The sequence below is a fragment of the Bradyrhizobium sp. LB13.1 genome, from assembly GCF_054056815.1.
The window spans coordinates 3,206,567-3,219,002 of sequence record NZ_JBSRYQ010000001.1; the positions used below are offsets into that span (position 1 = coordinate 3,206,567).

Here is a 12,436-nt window from a genome sequence, read left to right on the forward strand (position 1 = left end):
TTGAATCCAGTTTTCGCGGCCTGTCGAGAGTCAATGAATCGTTAATGCCGAATAATTCTTATCCAATGGAGAGTTCGCGCCTCTCGCGTCCGTAAATTGACGTGCGTTACGAGTCCGAAACGGGAACGTGTGACTCCTCGCACATTCTGCATCATGCGCGCGGCGGTTCGGCGTGACTGATCACGCGCTTCACGCTCGGGAACGCGCGCCGCAGCGCACGCTCGATCGCGTCGACGTGCTCGTGCACTTTGATCACGCTCATCGACGGCTCGGCGCGGCAGTGGAAGTTGACGATCTCGCCGGCGTCGGTGTTGCGGACGCGGACATTGTGGATGTCGTGGATCTCGCCGCCGGCGGCATATTCCGTCAGAGCGGCGGCGATGGCCTGCACCCGTTCCGGCGCGGCATCGACTCCGAACGGCAGTTCAGGTTCCAACGGCTCGATGTGGACGTCGACCTCGACGTCCGCGCCGAACTCCTCCTGGATGTTGCGCTCCAGCGTGTTGGCGACGTCATGGGCAGCGTCGAGCTGCATTCCGGCGTCGACCTCGAGGTCGATGCTGACGATCAGCTTGCCGCCGAGGTCGTGCACCGTGACGTGGTGGACGGCGAGTCCCGAATTATGCGCGATCACCATGATGCGGTCGCGGACGGTCTCGTTGTCGCGGGCGACAGGGACCGCGGTGAAGGTGAGGTCGGTTTCGCCGAATGCTTTGTCGACGGCCGCTTGCGCCTTGCGCTTGATCTCCTCGACGCGGTCGATCGGATAGGTCCGCGGCACCTTTGCGATGGTGTCGATGAAGGTGGTCGCTCCGACCATGCGCACGCGCAGCCGTTCGACGTCGATCACGCCGGACACGCCCCGGATCGCGGCCGTGGCCTTCTCCTGCGCGCCCTCCGGAGCGCGGTCGAGCAGCGTCTGCACGGTCGAGCCGGCCATGCGCAAGCCGAGCAGGGCGATCATCACGGCGACCGCGGCGGCCGCGGCGGCATCGCCCCACCAGAAGCCGAGGGCGGCGAGGACCAGGCCCACGATCACGGCGAAAGAGCCCATCACGTCGGAGGCGAAATGCAGCGCGTCGGCGGCCAGCGCCTGGCTCCGCGTCTCCCGCGCGGCGCGGTGCAGGGCGCGGGCGCGCCAGAGATTGACGACGATGTCGATCACCAGCACCACGAACGGCGCGGCCGAAATGGTCGGTGGCGGGGTTCCCTCGCGCAGCCGGCTGTAGGATTCGACCAGGATGCCGCCGGCGAGCACGTAGAGCAGGGCCGTGACGCCCAGCGCCGAGATGCTTTCGAGCTTGCCGTGGCCGTAATGATGCTCCTCGTCCGCCGGCTTGTCGGACACCCGTACCACCGCCCAGGTGATGATGGTGGCGACCAGGTCGACCGAGGAGTGCAGGGCCTCGGAGATCAGCGCCAGCGAGCCGATCGCGATCCCGACTGCGAACTTGGCCGCCGCCATGCCGCCGCTGGCGAAGATCGAGATCGCCGCGACCGAGGTCTTGTTGTGTTGGGAGCTCATGGCGTGGGATTTAGCAGGCCACGGGTGAACATCAAGCTGCAGTCCACAGACGTAGTCGCAAGTGAGTTGCAGGAGCACCTTTTCGTAGGGTGGACAGAGGCGCCATGGCGCCGTGCCTACCAACAGGCGTCTCCTGATCAACCGCTTGTGGTGGGCACGCTTCGCTTTGCCCACCCTGCAAGACTGGGACCGCTACGGCACCGTCACCACGATCTTGCCGAGGTGCTTGTTCGCCTCCATGTGCTCGAATGCCTTGTCGATGTCGTCGAAGGCAAACACCTTGTCGATCGGCAGCTGCAGTTTTCGCGACTCGACCGCGCCCCAGATGTCTTTGCGGACCTCCTCAAAAATCTCGCGGACCTCCTCGATGGTGCGGGTGCGGAAGGTGACGCCGACATAGTCGATGCGGCGCGCCGCGTGCAGGTCGAAGTTGAAATCGGCATGGGTGCCGCCGAGCCGGCCGACATTGACGATGCGGCCTTTTACCTTTGTCGCGGCGAGGTTCTGGTTGGCGACTTGGCCTGAGACCTGGTCGACGATGAGGTCGACGCCTTCGCCGTTCGTCGCCTTCAACACCTCGTCGACCCATGTGGGATCGGAGGAATCGACGGCAAGGTCGGCGCCATATTCCTGCAGCCGGCCGCGGCGAGTGGCATCGGTCGACGAGCCGATCACGAGTTTGGCGCCCTTGAGCCTGGCGATCTGCATCGCCATCAGGCCGACGCCGGAGCTTGCGCCCTGGATCAGCACGGCTTGCCCGGGCTGCACGCCGCCGACGGTGACGACGGCGTTGTGCATGGTCGCGAGCGCGACGGGGAGGGTGGCGGCTTCCTCGAAATTCATGTTCGAGGGCGCGCGGAACAGCCGGCCGTGATCGGCCAGCGTGTATTCGGCGAACGCTGCGCCGCCCGAGCCCATAATGCGGTCGCCGACCTTCACGCCCTTGGCATCCGGTCCGAGCTCGGCGACTTCGCCGGCCCATTCCATACCGAGCACGGTGCCGGCGCCGCCGGCCGCGCCATGGGCGTGGCCCTTGCGCATGCCGGTGTCGGCGCGATTTAGTCCGCAGGCGCGGACGCGGACCAGCACCTGCGTGCCGTTAGGTTTTGGTTGAGCGACGTCGGAAATCGTAGCGCCACCAGGGCCGTAGACATAAGCCTTCATAAATTGCTCTCGCTTCTTACAGTGACTATTCAGCAGCTTGCGCTGTCGGATGAACGATCATGCCTTCGAGCCGGCTGCGGATGATGGCCTCGGCTTCGCGCACGATCCGGGAGACGAGTTCGGCGCAGCTCGGGATATCATGGATCAGGCCCTGCACCTGGCCCGCCGACCAGATGCCTTCGTCCGAGTTGCCGGTCGCATAGACCATCTTGCCACGGGCGCCGGCGACGAGCTCGCGGATGTCCTCGAACTTGGCGCCTTCCTTCTCCATCGCGACGACCTTGGTCGAGATCTCGTTCCTGGCGACGCGGGAGGTGTTGCGCATGGTGCGGAAGATCAGCTCGGTCTCGCGCTCGTCGTTGGCGACGATCTTCTCCTTGATGAGCTGGTGGATCGGACTTTCCCTGGTGGCCATGAAACGCGTGCCCATGTTGATGCCTTCGGCGCCCAGCGCCAGCGCGGCGACGAGGCCGCGGGCGTCGGCAAAGCCGCCTGAAGCGATCATCGGGATCTTGATCTTGTTGGCGGCGGCCGGGATCAGGATCAGGCCGGGGGTATCGTCCTCGCCGGGGTGGCCGGCGCATTCGAACCCGTCGATCGAGATGGCGTCCACGCCCATGCGCTCAGCCGAGAGCCCGTGACGGACGCTGGTGCATTTGTGCACGACCTTGACGCCGTGCTTCTTGAACTCGTCGACATGCTCCTGCGGCTTGTTGCCGGCGGTTTCGACCACCGTGATGCCGCTCTCGATGATGGCGGCGCGGTATTCGGCATAAGGCGGCGGCTTGATCGCGGGCAGGATGGTGAGGTTGACGCCAAACGGCTTGTCGGTGAGGTCGCGGCAGCGCGCGATCTCCTTCCTGAGGTCCTCCGGCGTCGGCTGGGTCAGCGCCGTGATGAATCCGAGCGCCCCGGCATTGGCGACGGCAGCGACCAGCTCGGCACGGCCGACCCATTGCATGCCGCCCTGGACGATCGGGTGCTCGACACCGACGAGCTTCGTGAACCGCGTCTGCAACATGATCTGTTTCCCCCGCCTGCGTGGCGCTCTGTTATCGGTTGATGGCGGCAGGATGCCGCCCGGGTCGGGAAAAGTCTATTGCGAGGTCGGACAGGGCGATCATGCGGGGGAGTGGAGGATTCCGTGGGGCGGATAATTGGGGCGCGATGAGTGTGGGCGACAGCGTCTCTCCGTCTCGTGTCCCGGACGCGCTGCAACGTCCTTCACGTTGCGGCGCAGAGCCGGGAACCATGCCCCACGAGCACTCTGAAAGATGGGCCCCGGCTCTGCAGGGCACCGTCGAGGGACGCTGCGCTGCATCCGGGGCACGGACGAACCGTCTGCGGATCAATCCCGACCCAACTTTCAAACAGTGGACACACCTTCGCCTCCTCGCGGCGCATTTCGCCCGAGCTTTGCCTGATCGCATCGCCCTCGTCGTGACAAGGGCGCAGGGAAGGCCGGGCGCCGGCTGGCACCCAGGTCCGTGCGCAGGAAGATGCACACGGGGTGGACCACAGGTCAGCCAATCGCCCGGCCTTCCCTGCGCAATGGTTTACGGCTTACTTCGTGCTCTCCTCGGGGAGCGATGCACTATTGCCCCCGTCGCCGAGCGGATCGCTGATGCGCACGCCCGGTCGGGCAGCAACATCACCGCTGGACTTGACGCACAGACCCCGGGCGTCAGGACCACACGACTTGACCGTCCGCGCACATCCTCGCTGGGACTTCGAGAGCTGGCGTGTGCTCACGCCCGAAGCCATGCGAAAACGCTGTCGGCATCGTGTCGTACGCGCGGTGGTGACTGCTCACGGCAAGGCCGCCCTGCAATTCCGATCGCGCCCGACGCCGTCGCGTCCATCGCTACCCTGCCCGCCGTTCGTGACGATCGCGATCCGTCCCTTGTCTCGGACAGGGTGGTTCGTGTGTACGGTAAATCAGAATTTCGGTAAAGTGGTATATTTTTGGCGCGGAGGATTGACAAGCGAGGTGGGGGAATTGCGCGGAGTGTTTTGCCCGACGGGTGACAAGGCTGCGGCTACTCCGCCGACAGTCGCACCATCTGGCGGCCGCCGTTTATTTCCTTGAGGCTGTTGACGAAGTTTTCCGGCCGCTGCCAGCGGTAGGGGACCTTCAATCCCATGTACTCGGCGATGTCGCCGATGAAGCCGGTGCAGTTGGTGGTCTCGGCGTTCCAGACCGGCGAGCTCGCCTGCAATTTCTTGATATAGGCAAACACGCGCTTGGCGTCGGCTTCGTTCAAATAGACGCGGTAGTTCGCGGTCAGATAGTCCGGGTCGAGATCGCCGTAACTCGCGCCGGTCTCCGCCGGCACCCAGGTGACGTGACCGAGCACATAGGCCCAGGTGTCGCCGGCGGGCGTGAGCCCTGCCACCTCGACGGCGCGCTCGCTGGTCTTGCCGTACCAGACGAAGGCGTGGCCCCAGCTCGCGGCCGTGCGGGCGCGGAAATCGACGTAGTACGGACCTTTCTCCGCGCGCGCGACCGCGCGCCGCGTCGATGGCGGCGCCGGCCGCGATACAGTGTCGGTCGTGGCAAGCGCGTTTGCGTCAGCAACGCGCTTGTTCGCTTCGTGGGCCGAGGCCGAGGGTGTCGTACACGCGATCATGGCCGCGAGCGCAAATCCCGCAAGGATGCAGGGTCCCGATCGATCAGGTTTGTTCGTCACCCTGTGCCCCTCGACTGTCGGCCGCTTACGCCAAGTCTGCGCTTGCTTCTTCTGCGCGTACTTCGCTAACGCGTCAGTAGCGCGCCGCGACCGGGCCGGGCGCCTTGCCGATCGGGGCCTTTCCAACCGGGCTCTTGCCAATCGGCATCTTGCCGATCGGCGCCTGCTCCGAATAGACGGGAACGGGCTGGCGGCGCGGCAGATCCGCAGCATTCGCAACCGTCACCAGAGCAAGCGTGGCACCCACGACAAATACAATCTTCTTCACAGTCATACCCCTAGAAGGTTTGGTCCAAACACGGCACCGCCGTGCCCCCAGACACGCCTCACAGAAGGGCGGCCGAATGCGTCCACAGTGCGGCATCCGCGCGACATGTTGGCGGCATCTGCCGGGCGCATGGAGATGTGATGTGTCTGAACGTTTCGGAGCACGCGGCTCGCAGGACGAGTTGAACGCAGCGAAACCATCCTACGCAGCTGGGCCTCACCCGATCCGGTTCAGGCTGCTCCGAATCGTCGAGAAAATCCCGCCGATGTCTTTCCGTAATCCGTCGAGCGCGTTGAAATTGTCGAAGATGCGGGCGAGGCGGTCTTCGACCTCGCGCTTGCTCTTGGTCAGCGCGTCGACGCGCGAGGCGAGGGTGACGTCGCCGCTCGCCTCGATCTCGCCGACGGTTTTGGCGAGGAGGTCGCGGGTGGTGCCGACGTCCGTAATCAGAGCCTCGATGCCGAACACCGGGGCCTTCAGCGGGACGAGGTCGGCCTGCGACTTCGACAGCTCCGTCTTGAAGCCGTTCAGCGTCGCCAGCGTCTCCTGCAACGCGCCGAGGCGCTGGCGCGAAAGGGTCGCGGGGCTTTCCCGGACGTTTCCGGTAGCGCGATCCACGGCTGGTTGCGTCAGCCGATCGGTGGAGGGGCGGTGGAGAGTACCGGATTTTCCCGAATTGGAGCGGGCGACGTCAGGTCCCCTTGGCCGTCATTCCGGGGCGGCGCGTAGCGCCGAGCCCGGAATCCATCGAACGACAGAGATTGCGCTACAGCCGAAACTCGTTGGTCAACTCGCCGATGCCGTCGATCGCGACGGTCACCGTGTTCACCGGCTCTTTCATCACGCCGACGCCGACGGAGGTGCCGACCGCGATGAGGTCGCCGGGGAGCAGGGTCATGTCGTGGGAGATCTTGCTGACCAGTTCCTGCGCGGTGAAGATCATGTCCGATATCGGATAGTTCTGCCGCTCCGCGCCGTTGAGGATGGTGCGGACCACCAGCTTGGCCGGATCGAGACCGGTGGCGATGACGGGGCCGAACGGGCCGTAATCGTCGATGCCCTTGGCGCGAGCCCATTGCGGGAACGTGGGATCGCTGGTCAGGATGTCGTTGGCGGTGATGTCGTTGACGCAGGTGTAGCCGAAGATGAAGCTGTCTGCTTCCGCCGGCGAGACGCGGGCGCAGGTCTTGCCGATGACGATGCCGAGCTCGCCCTCATATGTTGTCTTGCCGTCGTAATAAGAGGGACGGCGGATCACGGCGCCAGGTGTCGTGATGCTGGTGATGGCCTTCAGCAGATAGAGCGGCTCCGGTGGCTCAGGCTGGTTGAGCTTGGCCGCGAGCGCGTGAAAATTATTCCAGAGCGCGACGATCTTGCTGGGCGCGCAGGGCGCGAGCAGCTCGACCTCCGACAGTGCCAGCGTCTTGCCGGTGGCTGCATGGCGGCCGAACATCTCGCCCTCGTGCACGCTGATGCCTGACGAATTCAACGTGCCGAAGCCGGTCGCACCGCTGTTGCGGAAGCGGAGCCATTGTTTCATCTCGCCGGCCATCATGCCACCGCCAGTGCGCGCGGATCTGATGGCGTCGTGATACCGTCATAGAGACCGGCGATGCGGGCGCGCTGGGTCACCATTGCGAGCACGGAGTCGAGCGCGGGGGTGGGGACGCCGGTGAGGCGGCCCATCTCCTGCACGACGGTGACGAGCGGGTCGATCTCCATCGGACGGCCGCGCTCGAGATCCTGGAGCATCGAGGTCTTGTGCGCACCGACTTTGCGCGCGCCCTCGATGCGGCGCTCGACGTCGACGCGGAATTTGACGCCGAACGTCTCGGCGATGCCTTGCGTCTCCATCATGATCGCGCGGGACAGCGCGCGGGTGGCCGGATCGGTGCAGATCACGTCGAGCGTTGCGTGGGTCAACGCGCTGATCGGGTTGAAGCAGACATTGCCCCACAGCTTCAGCCAGATCTCGTCGCGGATGCGGTCGAGCACGGGCGCTTTCAGCCCGGCGGCGACGAAGAGATCGGCGAGGCGTTGCACGTCCGGGGTGATTTCACCGGAGGGCTCGCCGAGCGGGAAATTGTTGCCGTAGACGTGGCGGATCACGCCGGGCGCCTCGATTTCGGTGGCGGGATAGACGATGCAGCCGATGGCGCGCCCGGCGCCGATTTCGCGCCACTGCCGTCCGCCGGGGTCGATGCTCTCCAGCGTCGCGTTCTCGTATTGGCCGCCGTGCTTGTAGAAGTACCAATAGGGGATGCCGTTGACGGCGGTGACGATGCGGGTGTGGGGTCCGAGCAGCGGCTGCATCTTCTCGATCACGCCGGTGATCGAGTGCGCCTTCAGCGTGATGATGATGTAATCCTGCACGCCGAGCTCGGCGGGATCGTCGGTGCAGCGCGGATGCACGGTGTGCTTCTCCTCGCCCGCGAGCAGCGTCAAGCCGCGCTCGCGCATCGCGGCGAGGTGGGCGCCGCGTGCGATGAGACTGACGTCGGCGCCAGCGCGCGCGAGCTGAACCCCGAGATATCCGCCGATCGCGCCGGCGCCGTAGATGCAGATCTTCATGGAATCCTCGCGGGACCAAAATTGGTCGTTCGTTCGATCGTTCACGCCACAGGCTCTCTGCACCTCTCCCGCTTGCGGGAGAGGTCGACGCGCTCGAAGAGCACGGCGGGTGAGGGCTCTATCCTCTTGGGGAGTCTTCCTAGCGGAGAGACCCTCTCCCCAACCCTCTCCCGCAAGCGGGAGAGGGGGCGCCCTTTTTCCGTGGCTGCAGTTTCAGGAAGTGCGGCGACGCCTTCAGGCTGCTGCTTGCGGCGTGCGGTTGATCGCTTCGTCCATGGCAGCGGCGATGTCGCGCATGCTGACGACCGAGACCAGACTGTAATCGTCGATGACAGGCAGGTGGCGGATGTGATTCTGGTTCATCAGATGGCGGATGTGCTCGATCGTGTCGCTCGACGTGCAGGACACGAGCTGCTGCACCGAGACCAGCTGCGAGACCTTGACGTTGACGGCATTGGCGCCGTGCTCGGCGACGGCGCGCACGACGTCGCGCTCGGTGAACATGCCGACCGCGGTGTTACCCTCGGAGCGGACCACGTCCTTCACCACCAGTGCGCTGATATTGTTGGCGCGCATCAGCTTGGCGGCGATACCCACCGTTTCGTTCATTCGCACCGTGACAACGCGCGGTGTCTTCTTGCGCAGAATGTCTCCGACCAGCATTGCAACCTCCCTGGGTGAATGTTGGAGCAAGTGTGGTATACATAATGCCAATGGTCAAGCGTTGGATTTGGCTGATCCGAAAAATCTTGCGGCAGCACTGCTGACGTTTGCCGTTCCCCAAAAACAAAAAAGAAAGGGGCGCATCGCTGCGCCCCTGTCTCAACCGAGCAAGATGTGTGGCCGTTACGCCGTCTCGGTCTTGGCGTTAGCCGTCGCGGCGTTGACGCTCTCGGCTTCCTTGCCGAGGATGAAGGAGCGGCGCATCGGCTTGATCACGAACAGCGCCATCAGCGCCGCCGTCGCGTTCAGCGCCACCGCGACCACGAACACGGCTTTCCACCCGTACGTCGCCGAGATCACGCTGGCGAGCGGAACGAGCAGGGATGCCGTGCCCTTCGCGGTGTAGAGCATGCCGTTGTTTGTGGTTGCGAACTTCGAGCCGAAGGTGTCGCCGCAGGTGGCGGGGAACAGCGAGTAGATCTCGCCGAACACGCCGAAATAGACCGCGGTCGCGAGCACGAAGACGACCGGCACGTGGCCATAGGACGACAGCGTCAGCAACATCAGCGCGGCGGTGCCGAAGGCGATGAACATGGTGTTCTCGCGGCCGATCGTGTCGGAGACGAAGCCGAAAAAGGGGCGTCCGAAACCGTCGAAGATGCGGTCGAGCGAGATCGCGAACGTCAGTGCCGCCATCTGGAAGCCTGCAAGCGTCACCGGCGTGTCGGCGATCTTGAAGTCGTGCGCGATCGGGGCGATCTGCGCCGCGGTCATCAGGCCGCCGGAGGCGACCATGACGAAGACGAGATACATCACCCAGAAAATAGGGGCGCGCAGCACCTGCGGCGGGGTGAAGTCGATCTTGGTCTGCGGCAGATTGAGCTGCCTCTTCTTCGGCGGGATCGAAATCCGCGGCGGCTGGATGAAGAAGGCGAGCACGAAGACGATCACGCCCTGGCCGATGCCGAAGGTGAAGAACGCGTGCTGATAGCCGCTCGTTGCGATCATGGTCGCGATCGGCACGATGGTGAGCGCGGCGCCTGCGCCGAAGCCGGCGGCAGTTGCGCCGGCGGCAAGGCCGCGGCGGTCGGGAAACCACTTCAGCGCGTTGCCGACGCAGGTGCCGTACACCGCGCCCGCGCCCATGCCCCCGATGATCGCGGCCGCATAGAGCAAAGTGAGGCTATCGGCGTAGGAGTTGAGAATCCACGACAGCGTGATCATGACGCCGCCGAACATGATGACGAGGCGCGGGCCGTATTTGTCGACGAACCAGGCCTCGATCGGCACCAGCCAGGTTTCGGTGACGACGAAGATGGTGAAAGCGAGCTGGATTGCGGCGCGGCCCCAGTGGTGCGTGTGATCGATCGGATCGACGAACAGCGTCCAGCCGTATTGCAGATTGGCGATCATCGCCATGCAGACAATGCCCATGACGAGCTGGAGCCAACGGAAACCTGTGCGAAGGGGCGCGGCCGTGACGGCGCCGTCGGTGCCGGAAATCATCAAGAACCTCCCAAGCGCCTGTCTGTTCGACACCGGTTGCAAGATGACCTGATGTCGCAATATTGTGGCTTATCGTCGCAAGCGCGGCCGGGACCTTGGTATACCATATTCCAGATTGCAAGCCCTAACTTGGCGCCCTGGTGACAAAAGGCGGGTTCCATTGGGAAAAATTGGGCTCGCGAAAGCTTCGCGCAAAACGAAAACGCCCGGCCTGAGGCCGGGCGTTTTGCGCAAGAAGCGCTTTTGGAGCGTGTGTCAGATAGTCGATTGCGCGACCACGACCTTGCGCCAGGGCTTGAGCACCGCGATCGCCAGCGCCGAGGCCAGGATGTTGGCGCCGGCCGCGATGATGAACACGTGGTCCCAACTGCCCGACGACTGCTGCATGTAGTTGCCGATCGGGACCAGCAGCGAGGCCGTACCCTTCGCCGTGTAGAGCAGGCCCGCATTGGTGGTCGCGAACTTGGCGCCGAACGTGTCGGTGCAGGTCGAGGGGAACAGCGAGTAGATCTCACCCCAGGCGAAGAACACGAAGCCCGAGAGCAGCACGAACCAGAGCGGATCGTGGCCCCAGAGGTAGAGCATCCAGATGCCGATGCCTTCCATACCGAAGGCGATGAACATCGTGTTCTCGCGTCCGATCATGTCGGAGATCCAGCCGAAGAACGGACGCGTCAGGCCGTTGAGCACGCGGTCGATCGTGGCCGCGAAAGTCACCGCGGTCATCGTCACCGCCATCAGCGTGACCGGCACGTTGTCGACCTTCCAGTCGAGCGCGATCGGCTTCAGGTTCGCCGTCACCATCAGGCCGCCGGCGCCGACGATCACGAACATGAAGTACATCAGCCAGAAGATCGGCTGACGCAGGACCTCGGTCGGCTGGTAGTTGCGGCGCGTCTGCACCAGCGCGGCGTTCGCGACCACGCTCGGCACCTGACCTGCTTTCGGCGCGAGCAGGAAGAAGGCGAGGATGCAAATGACGATGCCCTGGCCGAGACCGAAATAGAGGAAGGTGGTCTGGAACCCACTATCCTTGATCATGGCCTGGATCGGCGCGACCGTGAGCGCGGAGCCCGCGCCGAAGCCGGCAGCCGTGATGCCGGCGGCAAGGCCGCGCTTGTCAGGAAACCATTTCAGCGCGTTGCCGACGCAGGTGCCATAGACGCCGCCCGCGCCGATGCCCGCGATGATCATGCCGAGATAGAAGCCGTTGAGCGTGGTGGCCTGGGCATTGATCGCCCAGCCGATGGCGCACAGCACGCCGCAGATGAGCACGACGAGGCGCGGGCCGTATTTGTCGACGAACCAGCCTTCGACCGGCACGAGCCAGGTCTCGAACAGCACGAACAGTGTGAAGGCCCATTGGATCGACGCGCGATCCCAGCCGAATTTCTTCTGGATGTCGGGGACGAAGAACGTCCAGCCGTATTGATAGTTGGCGATCATCACCATCGCCCCGACCCCGACCGCCAGTTGCGTCCAGCGATACGTGTCGCTAACGCGCGCAGCTGTAGGGGCGGTTGCTTGCACCATGTCCGTCATAAAGCCTCCCGTGGCGCCTCTCATTTTTCTGCGAGCGCTGGAACGGCATTCTTGTATGCATTATGCCAAGCTTCAAGCGCTGGTCCGGTCACCGTGCGCAAATGCCGCAGCACCTTGACCGGTTGCGGCTGTGACTCAGGCCAGCACAAGTAGAAATGGCCCCGTCCTGCGGGGCCATTCATCAAAAGTAGTATGCGAGCCGGTCTGAAACCGTCGTGCTGCTCGGCAGCGCGGGCTTACAGGCCGAAACGGGGGAGGTCGCCGTTGTGATTCGAAATCTCGGCGCTCGCCATCAGGAGGCGGTCGATCGTGGCCATCAGGCGAGCGAACAGCGAGGAGGACGGTGCGAGAGTGACGGCAGCGGTCTTGGACATCGGAAATCCTTTCTTAAGACGGTCAGTATTGCTGTCTCATTTCGAAGGGCAATCTATGTATACCAGATGCCACTGTCTATGCATGCCATTGCATGGCAGCATGCGATATCCCGCATTGCAACATAACGCGGGT

12 protein-coding genes are annotated in these 12,436 nt (G+C 64.2%); all 12 read right to left on the reverse strand.

From position 1 onward, the window contains the following. Positions 1-151: 151 nt before the first annotated feature. The 12 genes from ACVWYI_RS15090 to ACVWYI_RS15145 all read right to left on the reverse strand — a co-directional run bounded on the left by ACVWYI_RS15090 (position 152) and on the right by ACVWYI_RS15145 (position 12,303). On the reverse strand, positions 152-1,525 hold the full coding sequence (locus ACVWYI_RS15090; protein WP_456662462.1) for a cation diffusion facilitator family transporter: 1,374 nt from the start codon (positions 1,523-1,525) through the stop codon (positions 152-154). 192 nt (positions 1,526-1,717) lie between these two features. Further along, on the reverse strand, positions 1,718-2,689 hold the full coding sequence (locus ACVWYI_RS15095) for a zinc-binding dehydrogenase (RefSeq protein WP_456662463.1): 972 nt from the start codon (positions 2,687-2,689) through the stop codon (positions 1,718-1,720). Between the two features lie 25 nt (positions 2,690-2,714). Then, positions 2,715-3,710: an NAD(P)H-dependent flavin oxidoreductase gene (locus ACVWYI_RS15100; protein ID WP_247349989.1), complete on the reverse strand. Its 996-nt coding sequence runs from the start codon at positions 3,708-3,710 to the stop codon at positions 2,715-2,717. A gap of 1,018 nt (positions 3,711-4,728) precedes the next feature. After that, positions 4,729-5,379: a hypothetical protein gene (locus ACVWYI_RS15105; protein WP_247349991.1), complete on the reverse strand. Its 651-nt coding sequence runs from the start codon at positions 5,377-5,379 to the stop codon at positions 4,729-4,731. Positions 5,380-5,452: 73 nt separating this feature from the next. Next, positions 5,453-5,653 carry a hypothetical protein gene (locus ACVWYI_RS15110; RefSeq protein ID WP_007608336.1) on the reverse strand — a complete coding sequence of 67 codons (201 nt, stop codon included), beginning with the start codon at positions 5,651-5,653 and terminating at the stop codon, positions 5,453-5,455. 210 nt (positions 5,654-5,863) lie between these two features. Then, entirely contained in the window at positions 5,864-6,265 is a 402-nt protein-coding gene (locus tag ACVWYI_RS15115) for a hypothetical protein (protein ID WP_456662464.1), read from the reverse strand. A 148-nt stretch (positions 6,266-6,413) separates the two neighbouring features. Beyond that, positions 6,414-7,202: a fumarylacetoacetate hydrolase family protein gene (locus ACVWYI_RS15120; protein ID WP_456650619.1), complete on the reverse strand. Its 789-nt coding sequence runs from the start codon at positions 7,200-7,202 to the stop codon at positions 6,414-6,416. Continuing rightward, on the reverse strand, positions 7,199-8,218 hold the full coding sequence (locus ACVWYI_RS15125; RefSeq protein ID WP_354044504.1) for a 2-dehydropantoate 2-reductase: 1,020 nt from the start codon (positions 8,216-8,218) through the stop codon (positions 7,199-7,201). Before ACVWYI_RS15125 ends, ACVWYI_RS15120 begins: the two co-directional genes overlap by 4 nt. A gap of 234 nt (positions 8,219-8,452) precedes the next feature. Next, a complete protein-coding gene (locus ACVWYI_RS15130) occupies positions 8,453-8,881 on the reverse strand; it encodes a CBS domain-containing protein (protein ID WP_354107530.1) in 429 nt (142 codons plus the stop codon). 183 nt (positions 8,882-9,064) lie between these two features. Then, positions 9,065-10,387, reverse strand: a complete 1,323-nt coding sequence (gene oxlT, locus ACVWYI_RS15135; RefSeq protein ID WP_456650618.1) for an oxalate/formate MFS antiporter — start codon at positions 10,385-10,387, stop codon at positions 9,065-9,067. A gap of 255 nt (positions 10,388-10,642) precedes the next feature. Beyond that, positions 10,643-11,929 carry an oxalate/formate MFS antiporter gene (gene oxlT, locus ACVWYI_RS15140; protein ID WP_247350002.1) on the reverse strand — a complete coding sequence of 429 codons (1,287 nt, stop codon included), beginning with the start codon at positions 11,927-11,929 and terminating at the stop codon, positions 10,643-10,645. 236 nt (positions 11,930-12,165) lie between these two features. Then, positions 12,166-12,303, reverse strand: coding sequence for a hypothetical protein (locus tag ACVWYI_RS15145; RefSeq protein ID WP_456662465.1), 138 nt, complete (start codon positions 12,301-12,303; stop codon positions 12,166-12,168). Positions 12,304-12,436: the final 133 nt, after the last annotated feature.